A 23,450-nucleotide genomic window follows, 5' to 3' on the forward strand; every position below is an offset into this window, starting at 1 on the left:
CAGATGGCTGAATTTGACGATATCCGCCTTGACCTGTCCGAGGCCCGCGCCAGCACGCATTTGGCAGGCCGCGAGTTGTTCCGCATCAAGCAACGCCGCAAGCGGTTGGAAGAAAACCGCAGCCGCCAAGCACGGGTCGCGCGCGAAGGTCAGACAAGCCCTGAACTGGCTGAATTGGATGCTCAGATTTCGGACCTTGAAGGCAGAATTGAAGCAGGTCGTGCGAGGTTGGATCAGGCCAAACTGGCTGAGGCGGACATCTATGGCCGGTTCGAGATATTTACCGACCCGCGCGAACGGATCGAGTTGCTGAACGACAGAACGCCGATCCTGTTGATGCCATTAAGGATTGAGACCCGGTTCAAGCGTGCCGACGAGCACGACGGGGACAGCGATGAAATGTGGGTGCGGGTCTATCCCGATGACATCGCGGTTGACGTCTTCGAGGACACGCTATCCGTCACCGAAGCACAGCAAGCCCGATCCTTTTGGGCCGATCTGTGGTCGGCAGGGGGCGCAGAGGCGGCCGAACGGGCGGCATGGTCGACGCTGTTGGGCGGGCAGGGGTCCGGACGCTCTCATTTCGTGACCGAGACGTATCGCCCACTGAACGAGGCGGAAAAACCCGTCCCGCCAGAGGACACCCCGTGGATCATTCTGAGCGTTGTTTCACAGCCGGCTCTGATCGAACCGGAAAGAACGGCTGTGGGCGATTTTTGGTCGGCGATCTGGTTGGCTGGCGACGATGTCGCGGCTCAGACCGCAGCCTATGATGCATTGCGCCTGACGTTGGGTGACGATCGCGCCGAAGAGATTCAGCGCGACTATCGGCCACGCAACCTGACGACTTTGCCCCCCGATGGTACTGAACGGGGTGACACGACGGTCATCGTCTCGTTCCTCGACTTTCCGACCGATGACGAAATTGATCTGCGTCTGGAAGGTTGGACCCAGGCACCGCAGGTTCATTGCATGCCTGAACGGCTGGTCCTTCTGGGTTACAACAACGGCCAGTTGGACCTAGAGCGCATCGGCAACCGCATTCCGACACCGTTGGCCACCGGGCCCGATCCGTCGGCGGAAGAGGACGTGCAACTGAAGGCCGACGAAGTTGGCAACATACGTCCCGATCCAGAGTTTGAGTGGGTCACGGATTTCGGAAAGGCGATCGAAGTCGGAATGGGATGGCGCGTGCCACTGGACCCGGTGGCCTTTCGTACCGGGTTCGATCGTCTGCTGGTGATTGGCGTTCGCATGCGCTCGGATCAGGCGGACGGTCAGGAGTGCCTTGAGACACTGTTGGACCACCATCACCGATCCAAAGGCGGGCTTTCCATTCTGCCGCAGGGGCGTCCGACGAACAATGTCGAGACCGAAGGCGCAGCCTATAGTTGGCGCGAAGATCCAAATGTAAGCTTTGATCACTATTTCGGCGATGCGCCAGACGACCCAACCAGCTGGACTCAGAAGACGGACGGGCGCTGGTTGGCCGAAATGCTTGGTCTCTCGCCCGCGGCGCTTCGGGCTGTTCCTTTCTATGGCCATACGGACATCTGCGATGCAATGGCGATGAACACCGCGTTGTGGCCTGCCACACTGGGGCACTTCATGGAAAGCGCGATGCACCCGGTGTTTGACGAAGACACGGTCGAGGACACGCGCGAGTTTTTTGTCCGCCATGTGCGGGCCCGTGGGCAATTGCCCGCCATTCGCGTCGGGCAGCAACCTTACGGTATTCTGCCCGCAACCGTCCGGTCGCGTATCGGCTGGCTCAGAGGTGCGCGGGATCCAATTGGGTCGGCACCAACCGCAGCGCCTTTGCAATCAAACTTCCTGCTGCGTCTTTATGGATTGCTTCGAAGGGTCGAAACGGACCTTGAGCCCCAGCTGGAAAAGGTTTCGTTTGTTGGCAAAGGCGGCGTCGACCGGCATCAGGCGTTGCTGGATGTGCTGGGTCTGCATGCAAACTCGGTCGAGTTCCAGCAGCGCTATGGCGAAACCTTTGCGCAATTCTACAATCGCATGTCCCTGATGGGACCAACCGGGGCATTGTTGGCGTTGGCTGTTTTCAACGGCTTCCGCGCGTCGGGCATCGGGTTGCTCGCGTCGCTGGGGTTCACGTTTGATGAACAGGAAGACATCCCCGATTTGCTCGAGAAGATTTTCTTCGACCGTGTGAATCAGCTTAAGGGCCCGTTGATCGACGATCAGGACCTATCAGAAACCGACCCAATCAGAGCGTACACGGAAGGCGGTGAAAACTATCTGGATTGGTTGCGCATGGCAGCCGCGTCCTCGCATGACACACTGCGCAAACAGGAAGGGTTTGCCGATGGCCCGCCAAATGCGCTGCTCTACCTGATGCTGCGCCACGCGCTTGACCTAAGTTATGTTGAGATCAGTGCCCGCTTGTTCCGAAACGCCGGGATCATTTCGGCACAGGATCACATGGCGTTTCGGCGCGAGCCCGCATTTGTCGGCATCCAGGACGAACTATTAGCTCAGCCTCAGTCTGCTGGCGGCAGCCGCTGGCAGTACCTGTACCGCAACGACATTTCCATAACCGGAAACGCGCAGCGCACAGTGGGCACGTTCATTCCGACGGTTCTGAATACGATGGTGGCGACGCAATATCTTGGACGCCAGCTTGACGCCATCGATCACCTTGCCTCTCGCCCAACGGCCGCGCTGGAGCGTGCCTTTGTTGAGCATCTTGATCTGTGCACGTATCGGCTGGACGCGTGGTATGGGGGTCTGCTGAGCAAACAGCTTGAAGACTTGCGCTATGGTCAGTTCGTAGAAAACGAAGCCACGCCAGGGCTTTACCTGGGGGCTTATGGCTATCTGGAAGAGGTCAAGCCCGAGTTCAAGTCGTTGACCCCGGTGGATCTGCCCGATGAGCTGCAAGAGATATTCGGCCCCGGTCGCGACTTGACCACCGACAGTACGAACCAGGGCTACATTCACGCACCTTCGCTGAACCATGCGGTGACCGCTGCCGTGCTCAGAAACGGCTACATTTCGAATGCGACGCCAGAGAACCCCGACAGCCTCAAGGTCAACCTGACGTCCGAGCGTGTGCGACTTGCGCTGTCAGTTATTGATGGAATGAAATCGAACCAATCTCTGTGTGCGTTGCTGGGTTATCATTTTGAACGTGGTTTGCACGACCGCCATGATGTTGAGGTCGATGAATACATCCTCGACCTGCGCAAAGTGTTTCCGTTGTCGGGTGAGCGCCTGAAACCCACGCGCACGCCACGCCTTGACGGGATCGGGCGAAGAATTCGCATGAACCGGGTTGAGGCCAAAAACGTGATCGATGGACTGGCGCTGGTCGAGCAAATGGCAAGCCCCACGACGAATGAATACCCGTTCGGCAAGTCTGAGGACCTGCCCGAAGTGCCAGACATCCCGCAAACTGCCGTGAATGCAATCAATGAAGAAGCGCGCCGGATTGCAGACATTGCGGACGCGGTGGCCGACCTTGCGATGGCGGAAAGCGTACATCAGGTCGTTCAGGGCAACTATGACCGCGCGGGTGCTGTGCTGGATACCTACTCCAAAGGAAAATTCCCCGACACACCGGATGTCATAAAAACCCCCAGGTCAGGCGTTGTTTTGACCCATCGAGTTGCGCTGCATCTCAGAACGGGGCTGGATCCCAATGATGCTGCGCTGACATCGCCTCGCGCGCAGGCTGAACCGGGTTTGAATGACTGGTTGTCCGGACAGTTGCCCGATCCGGCCCGGATCGCGGCAGAAGTGACATTGACGGATCCGTTGGATCAGAGTGAATCGGTCGTGAGCGTCACGGCGGGTGACCTTGGCCTTTTACCGCTTGATCTTCTTTACCTGCTTGACCCTACAGCCGAACGCGCCGCGCGCACGCTGGATGATTTGATAGAAACCTTCGTCATCACGACCCAGGCACCGCGCCCGGATGTGGCGATCAGTATTTCTTACCGCAGGCGGATCGGAACGATCCCGGATCATGTGCCCTTCTTTGAACTTGCCGCGCTGACCCGTGCGCAACGTAAACTACTCTTGCGCACCCGGCCTCTGCGTGTGAGCGACATGAGCATGGTTGCCGACACTGTACGCGATGCCGATCTCGCGCCGATTCTGAACCGGGACCGCATTGCGCGTCCACGCGCGGTTCTGAACGGGGAAATATTGTCGCTGGTTGCGGTTCGCGACCCCCTGCAGGCGCGCGTTGATGCAGAGGAACGCGATCAGATCATTTCGGAAATTGATCAGACAATTGCGGATTTCGCTGCGCGAATGGTCCCTCTGACGGTCTTTGACAATCAGGGGACCGGAACCGCAGCGGTGTTTGCAGACCGACGCTCTATCGCGACCGAGGTTAAGGAAAAACTAACCACGACGATCGAACGGCTGGATACGGCGCTTGCCAGTTTCGACCAACTCATTGCCGATTTTGACGGCGATCCGGGCGCCGATCCCGCAGACCGTTTAACGCTGTTACACAACGCGCGACGTTTGATTATGACGGATCGCTCGGCAATACCTCCCGCCGACCCCGAAGATTTCAGCAATGATCTGGCCGGGCCTGCACGCACAGCATTTGTCGCGCATCGCGATGCATTGGAAACGCTGCACAACACCGCGCCGAACCTATCCGCTCTGTTTGATGGGGCGGTAGTGCTGGCAACGGCGAATACGGCGTTTGATCTGGAACCTGTGGACCTGACCGATGCCGGGAACAGGATCGTTGCACTGGCCGAAGATATGGCTGTCCGCGCGACGGCGCTGATTGACGACCTGACCCGCAGGCGGGATGCGGTTGACGCACAGCTTGCGGCACATGACGCCGCAGCCACTGGCGATCAGCGGGTCGAGGCGTTGGATAAGGCCGCAAAGATATTGTTTGGTGACGAGTTCAAGATGGTTCCGGAGTTTGCGCTGCCGCAGTCTCAGGGTGATGAATGGGCGAACGCGTGGGGCTTGGGGCCACAAGCCGACACATCCATTCTGGATCACCAGCGCACAACGTTGGGCAATCCGTTTCCCGTTGATGACTGGTTCCTGGGCGTCGCGCGTGTCCATGAGCGCCTGCATGATCTCGAGGCAGCAGGTCAACTTGCCGAGGCTTTGGCTGGTGCCGAAATCGAATTGCAACCTGTACAGTTCCCGCATCGTCCCGACGTACCCTGGCTGGCCGTGGCGTATCCAAGGGAAAACCCTGATGGGTCCGAATTCATAATTGATGAAGACAAGCTGCTTTACACGGGGCACTTCCGCGATCCGTTCAATGCGTCAGCACCGCAGGCCGGTCTTCTGATCGAAGAATGGACCGAGACAATTCCCAGCCCGAGCGAGGACACTGGCCTGGCCTTCCATTATGACCGCCCCAACAGCGAGCCGCCGCAGACCATGCTGCTTGCGTTGACACCGCAATACACCGGTGAATGGCGATGGCAGGATCTGGTAGATACGGTGCATGAAACGATGGATCTGGCCAAGAAGCGGGCAATTGAACCAGACCATATCGACACGACGGCATATGCCCGCTTCCTGCCTGCATTGCTTTCAACGGTTACGCTTTATCCGATTACCGCGCAGTTGAACTTTTCGTTCAACAACAATCTGGCATCCACGTTGAATACCGGAGGATCAGATGAATGAGTTTGTTGCCGTTTCTGACCTGAGGGCCGTCTTTGACAAAAAGCGCGTATTGCCCACAATCGTGCTTTGGAACCGTCTGGAAGGACGCCCGCGCACCCACGATTTTGATCGTGCGCTGAAGGCGGAAATACGCGATCCGCTTTGGATGCTGTGCAAACAGTGGCAGATGGGAGAGTTCAGGGGCGATGATGCCGGGTCTCCGGTGACGGCAAAGATACATGCCGAAACAACTGAACTTACCAAATACAAGGCCGCAAATGATCCGGTCGAAGCGTTCCCCGATGATGTACCGCTTGAGGCGCGGGTCGAACGTCGCCCGGTGCGCTTTTCACGCGCGGGCGGGCCGATCGCGTTCGACTTGCGCGTGGCACTGGGTAAGCGATGGCTTCGATTGATTGCCGGTATCGAGGCCGGATTGGAGCAGCAGTTTCGCGACGCGTTGAGCATCGCTGAGCCGGACCCGGACTCGCCGGACGACGCCGCAATCGCAGCGCATCTGGCGGCATGGCAGCATGTCGCGGCTCTTGCCGGTCGCGCGCTCGACGGTGGCGCGCTGATCGAACATCTGGCCGTTCCCGGAAACAGGGCCGTCGATTTGGTGACCTTGGCGGATGCCACAAACGAAGCCGCCGTGGATGCCGCAGAGGCCGCTTTTCTGGCGGATTACGCGCGCAATTTCTACCAACCACCCCCGGATGCGGGCACTGCATGGTTGCCAGAAAGAATGGAATACGCTTTTGAGGTTTCCGCGCCAAAGGGTGGGACCGAAAAACACCTGGTGGCCGACGGGTATCATCACGGGCACCTGGATTGGTACAATCTCGACATTGACCCGCGCGGGCAGGGGATCGGTGATGTTCCTGATGCGCCACTGCCAGAAGATGTCGAACGCACGCATACTTTCGGTTTTCTGCCCGGTCCGATTCAGTTCGATGGCATGCCGCATACCCGTTGGTGGCGGTTCGAAGATGGCCGCACCAATTTTGGCGACATTGACCCGGACACAACGGATATCAACAAACTGCTGCTCATGGAGTTTGGCTTGGTTTACGCCAATGATTGGTTCTTGTTGCCGATCACCCTTCCGGCAGGCACGATATCCAACATCGCGGGTGTCAGCGTGACAAACGTGTTCGGTGAGCGCACGTGGATTGAGGCAGCCGGTCGCGGAAACGACGAAGACTGGCAACGCTGGGCGATGTATGGTCTGGCGACCGCAGGCGACGCGAATGTCCCTGCCGATCAAAGCTTGCTGCTGTTGCCGTCCGTGTCGAAAATTCAGGAAGGTCCGGCGCGCGAAGCGGTGCAGCTTACGCGGGACGAGATGGCAAACATGGTGTGGGGTATCGAAACCAAGGTCCCGATGGCCGATGGCTCGGCCAGACGGGGTATCATCGCCGCCCGCGAGACCCGACGTTATCACAAGCGCATTATTGAGGCCGCAATCCCTGACGAGCCTCCGGCCCTGCCTTTGGAAAACGAGGCCAACATCCGCTACCGCGCGATGACGCGGGTGCCGGAAAACTGGATCCCATTTGTTCCCGTTCACATCGAGGGTTCGACCCGTGAAGTCCAACTGCGCCGCTCTGCGCTTTTGCGCGTCATCGAGGACGATCCAAACCCTGCTTTGCCAGTCAGGCCCCGCACAGATCTTTTGCGGCACAACCTCGATCTGCCCGTTCCAGAAGGCTATGATGTTTTCGAAGAAGAGGTTCCGCGTGCAGGTGCCAAGGTGACCGAGAGCTTTCAGCGGTGTCGCTGGTATGGCGGCGAGGTTTTCCTTTGGATTGGTCGACGCAAAACGACGGGACGCGGCGAACGTTCAAGCAACCTTGCCTTTGACAGAATACGCCGCAAATCCCGCAGATAGCCGCGGCACCTTCGTTGTCGGGGCAGGGCTTCCACGAAATCCTGCTACTGTTTGGCAGGTTTCTTACATCTCAAGCCTTGAACGCGCGTATCAATGCGCAGGTCGATGTATCATTGCAACGCGCCGAATCGCGGTACCCGCAGATCGATCAGTCCACCGCGCTCTGATGAAAATCCCCGGAAATATGGTTCCGGGGATTCACTTCAACAAACGATTCTGCGCGCTGGACAGCCAGCCCGAACACGGGCACTGCTAGAACGGAATCTCGTCGTCGTCGATTCCGCCTGAGGCAGGGGCGGGCGCGCTGGACTGACCGCTGTATGGATCGTCATAACCGCCGCCAGCCTGACCGCCGCCGTATCCACCGCCGCCGCCTTCGCCGCGGGCATCCAACATGACTAGAGTTGAGCCGAAACCCTGCAACACGACCTCGGTCGAGTATCGATCCTGACCCGATTGATCCTGCCATTTACGCGTCTGCAACTGGCCTTCCAAATAGACCTTGGATCCTTTGCGGAGATATTGTTCAGCGACCCGCACGAGGCCTTCATTGAAAATCGCGACCGAGTGCCACTCTGTCCGTTCGCGTCGTTCGCCAGTATTTCTGTCTTTCCATGTCTCGGATGTGGCGACGCGTAGGTTGCAGACCTTTCCGCCGTTCTGGAACGTGCGCACTTCGGGGTCGCGACCCAAGTTTCCGACCAGAATGACTTTGTTGACTGACCCTGCCATGAATTCCCTCGTTCTTGCATATGGTGTTTAGCGCCCGAATCTTGCGCGATACTCTGCTGCCGACCCTATACGTCCTGCGTCATGGTTAAAACATGGTTGATAGCGCAACGGTGGGCATGAAAATCTTACTGCCACGTTTACCAACCTTTCATTTTTGCTGTTAATACCTATAATCCGTCTGGTTGTTGAGCGAGCGGGATTGCTTTTAATGCGTGTTCTGGTTTGTGGGATTGCGGCTTTGTGTCTTTGCCTGACGTCTTTACCGGCGCAGTCACAAGCATTGTCATCCAAGAACCGCAAGGCGATATTCCTCAAGCAGGCCAAAGTCTTGGACAACCGCGCCTCAACGCAATACCGCGATTCCGAACGCTTGAAGCCAAAGACGAAAAGCAAGGGCTTTTCAAAACGTTACACAGGTAACTACAAGGGTCAGTTCTTGACCCATGCCCGCAACGCAGCACGCCAGCACAATGTTCCGGAGGAAATGTTCTTGCGGCTGGTCCAGCAGGAAAGCGGATGGAATCCCCATGCCGTCTCTCACAAAGGGGCCTTGGGATTGGCGCAGTTGATGCCGCAGACGGCGCGATTGCTGGGCGTGGACCCCCACGACCCGATCCAGAATCTGGAAGGCGGCGCGCGCTATTTGTCATGGCAATATCGCAAGTTCAAATCATGGCGCCTGGCACTGGCTGCCTATAATGCGGGTCCCAAAGCGGTCGAAAAGTACGATGGCGTCCCGCCATACGCCGAGACGCAGAATTACGTGAAAGTGATCTGGGGCGGCTGATTTAGTCCGGCAAATTTTGGGTAGGCACACCCTGTACACCCATGCTGGGGACGAAGACCATCGGTTAGTCCCCTATGAGGGCAAATGGCGGGTCACCTACAGGCCGACCGAATTGCCTTCATGCCCAAGCTGCAAAACCTCATTGGCCGGGCGTGACAAGGGCGCCGGAAAAACCGACGCCCCTTGATCATTCAAGCCGGGTCATTCTGCAGCGATCTTGATGACCGGCTCCATCCGGGCCAGAACGTCCTCGGCCAGATGGCATTTGACCTGATGCCCATCCGCGAGCGTTTGTACGGGCGGCACGTGCGATTCACAGCGCCCATCCGGCACTTCGGACTTCCAGCGACAGCGTGTCTGGAACGGGCAGCCCGGAGGCGGGTTCATGGCCGAAGGAATGTCGCCTTCAAGCACGATATGCTGTTTCTCGATTGAGGTGTCAGCAATAGGAACCGCGCTCAGCAACGCCTCGGTATATGGATGGTAGGGCGGGCTAAAGACCTGATCCGTTGTTCCCAGTTCAACGACATGGCCCAGATACATAACCATCACCCGGTCACTGAGGTAGCGCACAATGGACAGATCGTGGCTGATGAACAAAAGGGTCGTCTTTTGCTCGCGCTGGATTTCCATCAACAGATCGGTCACAGCAGCCTGAACCGACACGTCCAGAGCGGATACCGGCTCGTCCGCAACAACGATCCGGGCATCCCCGGCAAAGGCACGCGCGATACCGACGCGCTGTTTTTGTCCACCCGACAGCTGACGTGGCATGCGATCCGCAAAGGCGCGCGGCAGTTTCACCAGGTCCAGCAGTTCCAGCATGCGTTTCTTGCGCTCAGCCTCAGAGTTGCCGATGCCGAATATCTCCAACGCACGAATGATCTGACGACCAACCGTCATCGACGGGTTAAGCGTATCGAACGGGTTCTGGAACACCATCTGAACTTCGCCGACAGTCTTGGCATCCCGTTCCTCAATCGGAACATCCTCGATGTTGCGATTGTCCAACAGGATCTGCCCGTCTGTTGCGGTCTCAAGCCCCATGAGGACCTTGGCGAAAGTAGACTTTCCGCACCCGGATTCGCCAACGATCGCAAGGGTTTCGGACTCGTGCGCCTCGAAACTCAATGTCTCGTTGGCCTTCACGACCTTGGTATCGCCGCCACCAAACAAGGCGTTTGCGGCAACCTCATAATATTTCTTGAGGTTGTCCATTTTCAGAACGGTTCGGCCAATCTCGGCTTTCTCTTTCTGCTCGCCAACGGTAATCGGCGCGTTCCAATCGATCTCCTGGAACTTGAGGCACCGTGTGTGGTGACGGTCGTTTCCGGGAACGGCTTCCATCAGGATGTCCTTGGCGTCACAGCGACCCTCTTCGAAATAGTCGCAGCGCGGGCCAAAGTTACAGCCCGGAGGGCGCTCGTGCGGCAGAGGAAAGTTCCCCGGAATGGCAACCAACGGGCGCGAGTTCTTGTCGGCCCCCGGCAATGGGATCGAACGGAACAGCGCCTGCGTGTAGGGGTGCTGCATCTCGTCGAACACATCCTCGATTGAACCGCGCTCGACGGCCTCTCCGGAATACATGACGCACAGCCGGTCACAGGTTTCCAACACCAGCCCAAGGTTGTGCGAGATGAACAGCATCGAGGTGCCGTATTTCTTGCCCAGATCCTTGACCAGTTCGACGACTGCGGCCTCAACAGTCACGTCCAACGCTGTCGTCGGCTCATCCAAAATCAACAGCGCAGGTTTTGACATCAGCGCCATCGCAATCACGATCCGCTGCTGCTGACCGCCAGACAATTGGTGCGGGAAGGAATTCAGCATGCGTTCGGGGTCGGGCAGGCGCACATCGGTGACAACCTCCAACGCGCGGGCGTAAGCTTCTTCCGACCCAACGCCCTCGTGGATCATCGGCACTTCCATCAACTGTTTGCCAATCTTCATCGCCGGATTCAGCGATGCCATCGGCTCCTGATAGATCATCGCGATTTCATTGCCGCGAATGTCGCGCAGTTCTTCGGTGGTCATCTCACCCAGATCGCGCCCCTTGAACTTGATCGAGCCACCGACAATACGCCCGTTCTTACCAAGATCCTGCATAACGCCCAGCGCCACGGTGGATTTACCGCACCCCGATTCACCCACCAGCCCCACGGCTTCGCCGGGCTGCACGCTGACCGAGAAATCCATAACGGCCGGAATTTCTCTCAATCGCGTGAAAAACGAAATCGACAGCTTGTCGATCTCCAGAATTGGCCCGTCATAATCCGCCAGTTTGTTCATCTTGTTACTCCTCGCGAGAGTCCGGGGGATCCCCTTCATCTGGCTAAAAATATCCTGGGGGTCTGGGGGCAACGCCCCCAGCCACTGTCACATCAGTCCTTCAGACTTTCTTCGCGCAGACCATCGGCCAGAAGGTTCAAACCAAGAACCAGCGACAACAAGGCCAGCGCAGGCGGAAGGGCGGGGTGCAGGTAGATCGACAAGAGCTTGCGCCCTTCGTTGATCGTAGATCCCCAATCCGGGCTTTCCGGCGGCAGTCCCAGTCCAAAGAAGCCCAGGGTTCCCAAAAGGATCGTGGTATAGCCGATGCGCAGACAGAAATCGACGATCAGCGGGCCGCGCGCGTTGGGCAATATCTCCCACAGCATGATGTACCACGGACCTTCGCCACGGGTCTGAGCCGCGGCAACATAGTCCCGCGTTTTGATATCCAGCGCCAGTCCGCGCACGATGCGGAACACGGTGGGCGAGTTCACGAAAACCACCGAGACGAACACCACCAGAATACCGCCTGGAATGTCGAACAGGTCCAGATAGGTCGGCAGACCCCAGATGCGATAGCTGTCCGTGTTGATGATGTAGCCACCGGTCGAGATCAGCGACAAGTAGAACCACAACGCAACACCCAGAACCCCGATCAGCAGAGGGGTGCGGAAATTCGGACGCGTGTAGAAGCGCGAATTCAGCAAGACCGCAAGGAAGATGATCGGGAAAATGAACAATACCGCCGCCATATAGTTCGGCACGCCGGTTGCCACGATCTCGGGCGTGACCAGCAGGTAGAACAGCAGGATGACCGGGAAGGCGAGGATCAGGTTGGCGAGGAACGACAGCAGTGTATCAAGACGACCACCATAGTATCCTGCCGGCAAGCCCAGCGTGATACCCACCATAAAGGCAAACATCGTCGCCAGCGGGGCGATCTGGACCACGATCCACGCGCCTTTGACCATACGGCTGAACACGTCGCGGGCAAGGTTGTCACCGCCGAGCAGGTACCAGGCGTATTCCCCGTCCTCGATACTGGGCAGCGGGGTGCCCGGCACTTTGTTCTTCATCCCCGACACCTGATCCAGCGGATCATGGGTGACGATCAGGTCAAGAGCGCCGAAGACGCCGGTGAAGACCCAGAACATCACAAGGCCAAAGCCGATCATACCGATGGGGCTGTCAAACAGTTTGCCATAAAGGCCCAGCTTGCGTTTGAACGCGATCGACATGGCGTAGAGTATGATGAGCGACAGCCAAACAGGCAGAAATTGCTGGGACATCGCGCCGATGATCCCGGCACTTGTGCCCATGAGGATGCCCAGAACGATGTAGGCCACGGCCAAGGCCACACTGGCCAGAAAGCTGTAGCGCAGCGTCGATTGGATCAGATTGCGAACGCCCGAGGTCGAACTCAGCGTGCCGTCCGCGTTCACCGTCATCTGGGGCTCTGGCAAAACGATGCTGGCCAGTATCCAGACGAGGATCGACAAGGCCATCAATGCCAGCGCGATCATCAAAAGCGGGTTCAGAAAGGCGATAGAGCCGGTCCAGGTAAGAGGTTCCATGTCCTATCCTCCCTTATGAAATGCGGATGCGCGGGTTGAGGTAGACATAGCCGATATCCGATATCAGCTGAGTCACCAGCACCACAAAGACGGACACGACCGAGATCGCCAACAACAACTGGATGTCGTTATTGCCCGCCGCCTGCACCAGCGCCCATCCGAAACCTTTGTAGTTGAACAAGGTCTCGACGATCACCACGCCATTCAGCAGCCATGGGAACTGCAACATGATGACGGTGAAAGGCGCAATCAGCGCATTGCGCAGCGCGTGTTTCATGACGATGTTGGGAAAAGACACACCCTTTAGTCGCGCCGTCCGGATGTACTGCGCGGTCATGACCTCGGTCATTGAGGCGCGTGTCATCCGGGCAATATAGCCCATCCCGTAAAGCGCGATTGTCAGCACCGGTAAGAAGAAATTCTCGAAGGTCGGGTTCTCCATCGCCTGGGTCGCCGTCCCCTTGAACCATTTCAATCCCACCGCTGAGGATGTGAATATCGCGATGAAGATAACGCCCGACACGTATTCGGGGGTTGCCGTCGTCGTAATAGCAAAGGTGGACAGGGTCCGGTCCGTGGCCGAGCCTTCTTTCATCCCCGCAAGAATGCCCAAGATCAGCGCCGACGGGACCATAAGAAGCATGACCCAGAACATCAGCCGGCCGGTCAAGGCAAGTCTTGTTCCAACAACGGTCGAAACTTCTTCCTTGAAGACTGTGGAATAGCCCCAGTACCCTTGCAGCAGGCCGCAGAATCTGGGCGCTTCTTCCGCAGATTGCCCCGGAAGAATACATCTGCCCTGAACGGTTCCGTCTTCGTTTTCGTACCGGAACGACGGCAGGACACCCAGCCATTCGCCGTATTTTATGGGCGTTGCCTGAAGGTAACCGTTTTTTTCAAGATAGCTGCTGACCTGCTCGTCCGACATTCTGAAGTTGCCCTGCGTCTTCGCGAGCTTTTCGAGGTTCGGGTAGAGGTTGGTCAGGAAAAAGACCAGAAACGTCAGACATAATGCTGTCAACAGCATGATGCCGACGCGCCTAAGAATAAATAGTCCCATGTTAGCCCCTGTTGGTAGGCTAGCGTAAATGCCGAGAAGCCCTACGCTTCGCTGTTTTTATGGTCGCCTCACTATAGGCGAAAAGGCCGCGCCTTTCTGGCGCGGCCTGTTTTTTTGGCTTAGGAGATGAGGCCGAACTTATAAATCTGCGGCAGGTCCGCGATGTGCTTTTCGACACCCACCATATTGTCGCGGTGGTGGCGCATCGCCGTCCGCCAATACGGCTGGATGACAACACCCTCTTCGATCATGATGGCCTGAAGCTTGGCCATTACCTCGCGACGCTGGTCCACGTCGGCGATCGAGTTCGCCTCGGCAAGCAGAGTGTCGAACTCTTCGTTCGAGAATCCGGACTCGTTCCAAGCAACACCTGACTTATACGCCAGTGCCAGGATTTGCGTGCCAAGCGGACGGTGGTTCCAGTTCGTGGACGAGTACGGGTACTTGGTCCAGTCGTTCCAGAAGGTCGATCCGGGAAGAACCGTGTGCTTGGCCTTGATGCCTGCATCGTTCAATTGAGCAACAACAGCCGCTGTTGTGTTGCGGCGCCAGTCGTCGTCGATTGATTGCACTTCGTGCTCGAAGTCACCCATGCCCGCTTCGTCCATGAGGGCTTTTGCGCCAGCCGGATCATACGGGATACGTACAATTGACGAGTCATACTCGGGGTGCATCGGGCCAACGTGGCTGTTCTCAGCAGGGATGCCGTAGCCGGACATGCCGAGTTCCAGACATACTTCGTTGTCGACCGCCATGGCCAATGCCTGACGCACACGCTTGTCGGCGTAGATTTTGTTGCCATCTGCGTCTTCGGCCAGCTGGTTTGGGCGAATAACGATCGTAAAGCCCGACGGGATTTCCGAGCGGACAAGACCGATACCATCAAAGATGTCGACAAATTCGCCAACCGACTCCCAGTTCATATCGATCTCTTCGGCCTCGTACGCAGCAAGGAAGGCCGCAGGGTCAGTACCGTAGTCGATGAACTCGATGCGGTCGATATAGCCGCCCTTGCCGGCTTCATAACCCCACCAGTCGAAGTCTTCGTTGCGAACCAGAACGCCTTTAACACCGACCTCGTGGCTTTCGGGTTTCATGAACCCTGTGCCGATCGGGTTGCCGAGCATGTCATTGGCGTCAAAGCTGCTGTGCACGATTGCTGCCGGATAGTCGGCCATGCCCGGAATGATGGTGATGTCCGGCGCGTTGCACTTGAGCTTGACAGTATGGCTGTCGACAACGGTGATCGCGCCATCCGACGCCATCTGCGTGCCTTCATCGATCAGCGATGCCATGCGCGACGCCATCGAGTTCCCTTCGAGCGTGGCGTCACACCAGCCGGTGATGTTGCGCGCAACGTCTTCGGCGGTGAAATCATCGCCATTGTTCCACTTGACGCCTTTGCGCACGTTCAGAGTGTACTCTGTCGCGTCGTCGTTGGCTTCCCAGCTTTCCAACAGCATGGGCTTGAACGAACCGTCATTGTTGTACTCGACCAGATATTCCAGCCAACCTGCGGTGAAGGTTGCGATCTGGGTCCAGTCATATGTACGCGGGTCTTTCAGTGCGCGTACTTCCATCTGGTAACGGATTGTGCCACCGCGCTGGGCTTCCTGCGCCGCAGCGGGGGATTGAAGTCCGATCAATCCGTACGCGGTCGGAACGGCCACACCCAGTGCCGTTGCGCGCGCAATGAATTCACGTCGGCTCAGATGGCCGTCGCGATATTCCTGCGCGTGCATCTCAGCCGCCCAGTGCACCTTTTCTTCGGTGGATAGTTGATTACTCATAGATGTCTCCCTGTGACACTGATTTTTTGATTAACTTTTGCGCTACGCGACCCGGGTCGAGCCGGTCGGTAGGGCGAAGGGTTCTGACTTTCGGATTCTTTGCATCCCCATGTCGGTATTCGGCACCACTTTTTCGGCAACGTCAATGTTCGGAATCGTCATCAATTGTACAAAAGCGACATTCTCCGGGAAAGTCACAGCGGATCACCCTAAAGCCATTGTGATCAGGTAAAGGGCGCCAATCCGGAAATGTGTCTCTGATCGCGGCCCTTCGAAGGGAAAATAAGTATTTGTAAATTAACAAAAAGGACGGATCTCTACGCCGCCTGCACCGAATGCCAAAGCTTCATTCGTGCCCGAAACCACGTTCGTTGCCGCTTGGCGAACTGCCGGGTCGCGATTGTCGCCCTTTCGCGGGCCTGATCAAGCGTCATCTGGCCCCTCAGATAGGCCGACAGTTCTGGCACGCCGATCGCCTTGAACGCTGGCAAAATTGGATCATACCGATCCTGCATCGCGGCCACCTCGTCCAAGGCGCCCATGTCGAGCATGAGGTCAAATCGGCGATTGATGCGATCCGACAACCAATCCTTGTCGGTTTCAAAAACAATGGGGACTGCATCGGCAAGATCCAGAACGGGCGCGGGCGTTTCGTCCTGCCAATCAGCCAGCGGGCGCCCGGTCGCTGTCAGAACCTCCCAGGCGCGTTGAACACGCGCCCGATTGTTGAGGTCCAGCCTTTCCAATGTGCGCGCATCGACGTCTCTTATCAACTCGGCCAGAGGGATCTGATCGGCCTTCGCCCGAACTTCGGGCGGGATTGCCGGAATGTCGGCCATGCCTTCGGTCAGCGTGGTGAAATAAAGCCCCGTGCCGCCGACGATGATCGGACGTTGGCGGCCAGTCAACAAAGGCGTGACTTCCCGCAACCAGTGACCCGCCGAATATGTCTGATCGAACGGAACGTGTCCGTAAAGAAGATGGTTCGCGCGGGCTTCTTCCTGGGGCGATGGACGGGCTGAGATGATGCGCCAACAGTCGTAGACCTGGCTGGCATCGGCATTGACGATCACACCGCCAAGACGTTCTGCGATCTGCAATGCTAGCTCGGATTTACCAGAGGCTGTTGGGCCTGCGATCAGCACCGGTTTGTCGTCAGGTATGGGGGGCAGGCGATCCCAAAGCCGGGTCTTTGACATGTCGGCCATTTCCTGGTGCCTTATTCCTTACCATCCGCATTGAACCTGCGGAGGTTTTGCTTCATTTTGCGCCGGAAATAAACCCGTGCCAGCCCGGAGCGCAACATGACCCTTCCCCCCGCCATTGAAACCACCGAGATGCCGAAAACAAAGTACAATCGCGTGATGCTGAAAATCTCGGGCGAGGCGCTGATGGGCGATCAGGGATTCGGACTGCACCCGCCGACCGTTCAGCGCATCGCGCAAGAGGTCAAATCGGTTCACGATTTGGGCGTGGAAATTTGCATGGTGATTGGCGGCGGCAACATCTTTCGCGGATTGTCAGGTTCGGCGCAGGGGATGGAGCGGACCACAGCAGACTATATGGGGATGTTGGCCACGGTGATGAACGCGCTGGCCATGCAGTCCGCGCTGGAAGGCGTTGGCGTCTTCACGCGGGTGATCTCGGCAATTCGGATGGACGAAGTGTGCGAGCCCTATATCCGCCGCCGCGCCGTGCGCCACCTGGAAAAGAAACGTGTCTGCATTTTCGCTGCCGGAACGGGGAACCCTTATTTCACAACAGATACTGCTGCGACGCTACGTGCCAATGAAATGGCATGCGAAGCCATCTTCATGGGCAAAAACGGTGTTGATGGCGTCTATGACAAAGATCCTAAAACGCATGACGATGCCGTAAGGTACAAAACCGTCAGCTATGACGACGTTCTGGCCAAGCGATTGCGGGTTATGGATGCGTCGGCGATTGCGTTGGCGCGCGACAACAATTTGCCGCTGATCGTCTTCGGGCTGGATGAACCCGGTGGATTCCGCGGCATATTGGCCGGCGAGGGGACTTACACCAAGGTTCAGGGATAGCGCTTTCGACCGCAGCCAGACATTAGAATAGCTGAGAAACAAACAAGAGCCGAGGCATGCGCACACTGGATATCGACTTCGTTCGGGCACAATTCCCCGCATTCTCGGAACCAAGCTTGCAAGGACAGGCATTTTTCCAGAATGCCGGCGGATCATACACCTGCAAGCCCGTCATTGACCGGCTTTATCGTTTTTACACGCAGCGCAAAGTTCAGCCTAATTCTCCTTTCGAGGCCAGCCGGTTGGGCGGCGAGGAAATGGATGAGGCCCGCGAACGCCTTGCTGCGTTGCTGGGTGTGGAAACGGACGAACTGAGCTTCGGTCCATCAACCACACAAAACACCTACGTTTTGGCGCAGGCTTTCCGGCAATGGTTGAACCCGGGTGACGCTGTCGTTGTAACGGATCAGGATCATGAGGCGAATTCCGGACCATGGCGCAGGCTTTCCGAAGACGGCATTGAGATCCGCGAATGGCGGATCGACCCTGAAACCGGCACGCTAGATCCGCAAGACCTTGAAAACCTGCTGGACGAACGTGTGCGCCTGGTTTGCTTTCCACATTGCTCAAACGTTGTGGGTGACATCAATCCGGTCACGGAAATAACCGCAATCGCCCACGCAGCCGGAGCGTTTGTGTGTGTCGACGGGGTATCGTACGTCCCGCACGGGTTCCCGAATGTAGGTGAATTGGGGCCGGATATCTATTTGTTTTCGGCCTACAAAACCTACGGCCCGCATCAGGGTTGCATGGTCATTCGGCGCGCGCTTGGTCAGATGCTTCCCAATCAGGGGCATTATTTCAACGGCGATGTTCTCTACAAGCGTTTTACGCCAGCAGGCCCCGACCACGCCCAGATCGCCGCAAGTGCCGGAATGGCTGACTATGTTGATCTTCTGTGTGACCATCACCAAGGTCCGCAAGCTGGCGCAGCGCAGCGCGGTGGCTTTGCGCATGATCTGATGCGTCGACACGAGACTGGGTTGCTTCAGCCGCTGTTGGATTCGGTCAAGAACCGAAACGCTGTCCGGCTGCTGGGCCCAGCAGAGGCTGTGCGCCGCGCGCCGACCGTTTCACTGGCCCTGAACCGGGCATCTTTGCCGGTGGCGGCTGAATTGGCGGAACACGGCGTCATGGCGGATGGCGGTGACTTTTACGCAATGCGTACCCTGCAGGCGATGGGCATTGACCCCGATCAGGGTGTGCTTCGCCTTAGTTTCACGCATTACACTTCGCAACAGGAAATCAACCAGTTGCTCGAGGCGCTTGACCGGGTTTTGTGATCCGGGTTCAATCCTGTTTCGTACCCCTTGAAAAAACAGGGAAATGTATGGAACCCGAGCACCCTCCGATCATCATGTGGTTCAGGCGCGATCTGCGCTTTTCTGATCATCCCGCTTTGCATCATGCTACGGCATCCGGGCGTCCCATCCTGCCGCTGTACATACTGGATGACCAGGTTGATGCGTTGGGTGCGGCACCAAAATGGCGGCTGGAATTGGGGCTGGAGGGTTTTGGCGAGGCTCTGAAAGACCTTGGCAGTCGGTTGACCCTGCGGCGCGGACCGGCCTTGGACGTTTTGCTGCAGTTGATAAAGGAAACCGGCGCGACATCCGTTTTCTGGACCAGAGCCTATGATCCCGGTTCCATCGAACGGGATACCCGGATCAAGGCCGAACTGACGCGTCAAGGGATTGAGGCACGATCCTTTGCCGGTCATCTGCTGTTCGAGCCTTGGGACGTGGCGACAAAATCGGGGCACCCATTCCGGGTTTTCACACCGATGTGGCGCGCCGTAAGCAATCGGGACATCAGCACCCCAGCCGCTGCGCCGTCCGCTTTGACGCCGCCGACTGTATGGCCGCTGTCGGACCACCTTTCACAGTGGCGGCTGGGTTATGCCATGCATCGGGGCGCCGCAGTTGTTCAGCCCTATGTACAATCGGGCGAAGCCGCGGCGCTGGCGCGGCTGGACGGCTTTCTAAGCCGTATTGGCAACTACGCAGGGGACCGGGACACATTGGATAAGGACGGAACCTCGGATCTGTCCGAATACCTGTCCTTGGGAGAAATTGGCCCGCGAACGATCTGGCACAGGGTGCAGACCGCCGCTGCATTGGGCGCGACCGGCACGGATGCCTACCTGCGGCAACTGGTCTGGCGCGAGTTCGCCTATCATTTGATGTATCACACGCCACATATGCTGACCGACAACTGGCGGCCGGAGTGGGAAGGCTTTCCCTGGAGCGACGACGCCACCACCGAAACGGCCCAGGCCTGGATTCAGGCGCGGACGGGCATTCCAGTGGTCGATGCAGGGCTGCGGCAGATGTATGTCACGGGGCGTATGCATAACCGCGCCCGGATGATTGTCGCCAGCTACCTGACCAAGCATATGTTGGTTCATTGGAAAGTCGGGATGAATTGGTTCGCGGACTGTCTGATTGATTGGGACCCTGCCGCCAATGCGATGGGCTGGCAGTGGGTCGCCGGATCAGGGCCGGATGCAGCGCCGTTTTTTCGGATTTTCAACCCGGAAACCCAGCGCGAAAGGTTCGACCCGAACGGGGACTATGTCAGGCGTTGGATTGCGGAACTTCAACCCAACCCATGCGCCGAGGCGTTGGCCTATTTCGACGCCGTGCCGCAGTCTTGGGCGGTGTCACCGGATACGCCGTACCCGGAACCAATTGTAAGCTTGCGGGATGGACGCGCGCACGCGCTCGCGGCGTACGAAAGCAGAAAATCACCAGTAAGGAATTGAAAACTTGCCAGAAACGAAATCCCGCCCTAGCCTTGCAACGCAACCGCAGAGGGGAGAGCGGATGTTCCTGACGACCACACAAGGGCAGGAAAACCTGCCAAGGTATTTTGCACAAGTCTTCAAGATGCTGGGCAGTATGAATGCCGGTCGTCTTGACATTGCGCTGCCGGATGGGCGCGTTTTCCGCGCCGATGGGCGAGAGCCCGGCCCTGTGGCGCGCGTCGACATCCATGATCCGGACATTTTTGCGCGTCTGGTCCGCGAAGGCGAACTTGGGTTCTCGGATGGTTACCTGGAAGGTGATTGGAGCACACCCGATTTGCGTGCCTTCATGGATCTTGTCCACCTTGGAACGGAAACCGTCTATGACGATTTTACCGGCAAGTTCCTTGTTCGGGCATACGAGCGGCTTCGGTTCTGGTTGCACCGGAACAACAGGTCGCAAGCCAAAAGGAACATTTCTTACCACTATGACTTGGGCAACGCGTTCTATGGGTTGTGGCTGGACGATACCATGACCTATTCAAGTGCGATTTTTGAAACCGGGCAGGAAAGTCTGGAAAAGGCACAGACCGCCAAATACGCGAGCCTTGTGGATGAAATGGGTGCGAAACCCGGCGACCATATCCTTGAAATTGGTTGCGGATGGGGTGGTTTTGCCGAATACGCCGCAAAAGAAAGGGGTCTGCGCGTCACCGGCCTGACGATCAGTCAAGAGCAGTTGAAGTTCGCAACGGAGCGTATTGAAAACGCAGGGCTTTCTGACTTGGTTGACTTCAAGCTGCAGGATTATCGTGACGAGCGCGGGCTTTACGATGGCATCGCTTCGATCGAGATGTTCGAGGCCGTGGGACAAAAGTATTGGCCGGTCTATTTCGAAACGGTGCGAGAGCGTTTGAAACCGGGCGCGCAAGCGACTTTACAGATCATCACTGTGGCCGATCATCGCTGGGAAGTTTACAAGAACGGCATTGATTTCATTCAGAAGTACATCTTTCCGGGTGGGATGCTGCCGGCCCCAAAGATCCTCAAGGAACAAATCGGTATGGCTGGTCTGGAAGTGGTCCGATCGAAGGAATTTGGCAAAAGCTATGATCTGACCCTGCGGCGCTGGTACGAGACGTTCAACGCGAAGTGGGACCAGATATCCGACTTGGGTTTTGATGAGCGTTTTCGCCGCATGTGGAATTATTATTTGACCGCCTGCGGCGCAGCCTTTGACACGGGTAATTGCGATGTGACACAGATCACGATAGCAAAACCCAGTTAAAGGACGGACTTAACGAATGCCTACTGCCGCACGCCTTGTCGCCTCAACCTGTTTGTTGGTGGTGGCGTTCTTGGTTTCGTCAATGATCATGGCAAACGGGGAAGAAGGTAAGTCCTACGGGTATTTTCCGTTCGTCAACATGGCGCTTGGCGTTGCCTGCGGATGGGTCATCATGGGTAAACGGGCAGGTCGCGGCTGGACCGCGGGTCTGAACAACGGCCTGACCGGGGTTGCGGCGCTTGTGTTCTGGGGCCTTTTTGTTCAAGGCACCTATGAGATGGTCCAACAAGCCATGCGCAACCGGTATGGTGGTCCGTTTGAGGCTGTCATCGCCATCTTCGAACTGGGTGTCGGGTTCGCAAGTCAATTGGCGGCGTCCGAAATTATCCTCACACTGATCGTCGGAGCGATCGTGACGGGGTTGCTAACCGAAATCGCCGCGCGGCGCTGGAATTAACCGGCATACGCGCTGCACAAGGAACTTCAAAAAGTGTCTGATCTGTTTTTTTATGGGACGCTGCGGCACAAGCCGTTGCTTGAACTGGTTATGGGACGCCCGATTGGCGAGTTGTCCGTAACGGAAACCGTGTTGCCTGATCACGCGGTCTATTCCGTCAAGGATCACTTTTTTCCTATGATTGTGGCCGAGCCCGGCAGCACCGCGCAAGGCATCATCGCTCATGGGCTTGACGAAAATGATCTGAACCGTCTGGCCTTTTATGAGGGTGGCTTTGACTACGCGTTGGAACCTCGCGACCTGTTGACTACTGACGGTCGAGTTTTGCAGGCCGAGGTGTTCTTTCCGGCACCGGGCGTTTGGACACCGGGTAAGCCATGGTCTTTGGATGAATGGGCCAGCGTATGGGGGCCCGTGACGGTTTGTGCTGCGGATGAGGTTATGGCCCACTACGGTCGGGTGGAAAGCCAGGTTATCGCGCGCAGTTTTCCCGCAATTCGGTCCCGCGCCTGGGCGCGTTTGGCCGCGCAGGAACGCCAAAAAGGCCCTTCGCAAACCTCTGACGCGGACATTGTCGTCCATCAGCGTCAACGGGCGTATATCAACTACTTTGCGATGGAAGAGGTCGATTTGCAGTACCGCCGCTATGACGGTTCAATGGGCCCCACGCTTAGCCGCAACGCTCTGATGCAGGGCAGTGTCGTCGTTGTGCTGCCATACGATCCGGTGCGAGATGTCGTTATGATTGTGGAACAATTCCGCGCGCCGGTGTTCATGATCGACGATCCGGAACCGTGGATGTGGGAAGCTGTTGCCGGAATGATTGATCCCGGAGAAACACCGGAACAGGCCGCAATCCGCGAATCCCGCGAAGAGGCACATATCGATCTTTCAGCGCTGGAGTATGCGGGCGGGGCCTATTCATCCAGCGGCTCTTCGACAGAATTCGCCCATCTGTATGTGGGACTGGCCGAGTTGACCGAGACGACCGACAGCGGCGGCGTCGCCGATGAAGGCGAGGATATTCGAAGCAAAATTCTGCCATTTGACGAGTTTATGGATTTGGTGGATCGCAATGCTTTCAAAAATCTCCAGCTTTTGACACTGGCGAATTGGCTCGCGCGTCATCGCGAACGTTTGCGGACCTGACTATCCCCGCTTGTGGTCGG

15 protein-coding genes are annotated in these 23,450 nt (G+C 57.4%); 9 read left to right on the plus strand and 6 right to left on the minus strand.

Annotated features, from left to right (window positions below; all coding sequences use genetic code 11):
* Positions 1-3 precede the first annotated feature (3 nt).
* Positions 4-5,649 (plus strand): hypothetical protein, encoded by a 5,646-nt coding sequence (locus RA28_RS14815; RefSeq protein WP_039530366.1) that lies wholly within the window; start codon positions 4-6, stop codon positions 5,647-5,649.
* Complete coding sequence (locus tag RA28_RS14820; protein WP_039530367.1) at positions 5,642-7,519, plus strand: hypothetical protein; 1,878 nt, start codon at positions 5,642-5,644, stop codon at positions 7,517-7,519. The genes RA28_RS14815 and RA28_RS14820 overlap by 8 nt, the downstream gene beginning before the upstream one ends.
* Positions 7,520-7,771: 252 nt before the next feature.
* Here RA28_RS14820 and ssb read toward each other — a convergent pair whose 3' ends face one another.
* A complete protein-coding gene (gene ssb / locus RA28_RS14825) occupies positions 7,772-8,251 on the minus strand; it encodes a single-stranded DNA-binding protein (protein WP_039530368.1) in 480 nt (159 codons plus the stop codon).
* A gap of 208 nt (positions 8,252-8,459) precedes the next feature.
* On the opposite strand from ssb, the gene RA28_RS14830 reads away from it, so the two are divergent.
* Positions 8,460-9,038, plus strand: coding sequence for a lytic transglycosylase domain-containing protein (locus tag RA28_RS14830; protein WP_039530369.1), 579 nt, complete (start codon positions 8,460-8,462; stop codon positions 9,036-9,038).
* Between the two features lie 201 nt (positions 9,039-9,239).
* Here the strand turns inward: RA28_RS14830 and RA28_RS14835 are convergent, their stop codons facing one another.
* From RA28_RS14835 to miaA, 5 genes are all read right to left on the minus strand, one after another.
* Positions 9,240-11,327, minus strand: a complete 2,088-nt coding sequence (locus RA28_RS14835; RefSeq protein ID WP_039530370.1) for a dipeptide ABC transporter ATP-binding protein — start codon at positions 11,325-11,327, stop codon at positions 9,240-9,242.
* A gap of 92 nt (positions 11,328-11,419) precedes the next feature.
* A complete protein-coding gene (locus RA28_RS14840) occupies positions 11,420-12,883 on the minus strand; it encodes an ABC transporter permease (RefSeq protein ID WP_039530371.1) in 1,464 nt (487 codons plus the stop codon).
* Positions 12,884-12,896: 13 nt separating this feature from the next.
* Positions 12,897-13,943: an ABC transporter permease gene (locus RA28_RS14845; protein WP_039530372.1), complete on the minus strand. Its 1,047-nt coding sequence runs from the start codon at positions 13,941-13,943 to the stop codon at positions 12,897-12,899.
* 119 nt (positions 13,944-14,062) lie between these two features.
* Positions 14,063-15,733 (minus strand): ABC transporter substrate-binding protein, encoded by a 1,671-nt coding sequence (locus tag RA28_RS14850; protein ID WP_039530373.1) that lies wholly within the window; start codon positions 15,731-15,733, stop codon positions 14,063-14,065.
* 317 nt (positions 15,734-16,050) lie between these two features.
* Positions 16,051-16,941, minus strand: coding sequence for a tRNA (adenosine(37)-N6)-dimethylallyltransferase MiaA (gene miaA, locus RA28_RS14855; RefSeq protein WP_082029834.1), 891 nt, complete (start codon positions 16,939-16,941; stop codon positions 16,051-16,053).
* 96 nt (positions 16,942-17,037) lie between these two features.
* Between miaA and pyrH the strand changes: the two genes are divergently transcribed.
* The 6 genes from pyrH (at position 17,038) to RA28_RS14885 (ending at position 23,430) form a co-directional block, all read left to right on the plus strand.
* Positions 17,038-17,790 carry a UMP kinase gene (pyrH, locus tag RA28_RS14860; protein ID WP_039530374.1) on the plus strand — a complete coding sequence of 251 codons (753 nt, stop codon included), beginning with the start codon at positions 17,038-17,040 and terminating at the stop codon, positions 17,788-17,790.
* Between the two features lie 56 nt (positions 17,791-17,846).
* On the plus strand, positions 17,847-19,073 hold the full coding sequence (locus RA28_RS14865; RefSeq protein ID WP_039530375.1) for an aminotransferase class V-fold PLP-dependent enzyme: 1,227 nt from the start codon (positions 17,847-17,849) through the stop codon (positions 19,071-19,073).
* Between the two features lie 47 nt (positions 19,074-19,120).
* The gene (locus RA28_RS14870; protein ID WP_039530376.1) at positions 19,121-20,554 is read left to right on the plus strand and encodes a cryptochrome/photolyase family protein; all 1,434 of its coding nucleotides are present in this window, start codon (positions 19,121-19,123) and stop codon (positions 20,552-20,554) included.
* Positions 20,555-20,615: 61 nt separating this feature from the next.
* Positions 20,616-21,824 carry an SAM-dependent methyltransferase gene (locus RA28_RS14875; protein ID WP_039530377.1) on the plus strand — a complete coding sequence of 403 codons (1,209 nt, stop codon included), beginning with the start codon at positions 20,616-20,618 and terminating at the stop codon, positions 21,822-21,824.
* Positions 21,825-21,840: 16 nt separating this feature from the next.
* Positions 21,841-22,281: a TrgA family protein gene (locus RA28_RS14880; protein WP_039530378.1), complete on the plus strand. Its 441-nt coding sequence runs from the start codon at positions 21,841-21,843 to the stop codon at positions 22,279-22,281.
* Positions 22,282-22,314: 33 nt separating this feature from the next.
* Positions 22,315-23,430 carry an NUDIX domain-containing protein gene (locus RA28_RS14885; protein WP_039530379.1) on the plus strand — a complete coding sequence of 372 codons (1,116 nt, stop codon included), beginning with the start codon at positions 22,315-22,317 and terminating at the stop codon, positions 23,428-23,430.
* Positions 23,431-23,450: the final 20 nt, after the last annotated feature.

The organism is Ruegeria sp. ANG-S4, assembly GCF_000814005.1.
Classification (GTDB): domain Bacteria; phylum Pseudomonadota; class Alphaproteobacteria; order Rhodobacterales; family Rhodobacteraceae; genus Ruegeria.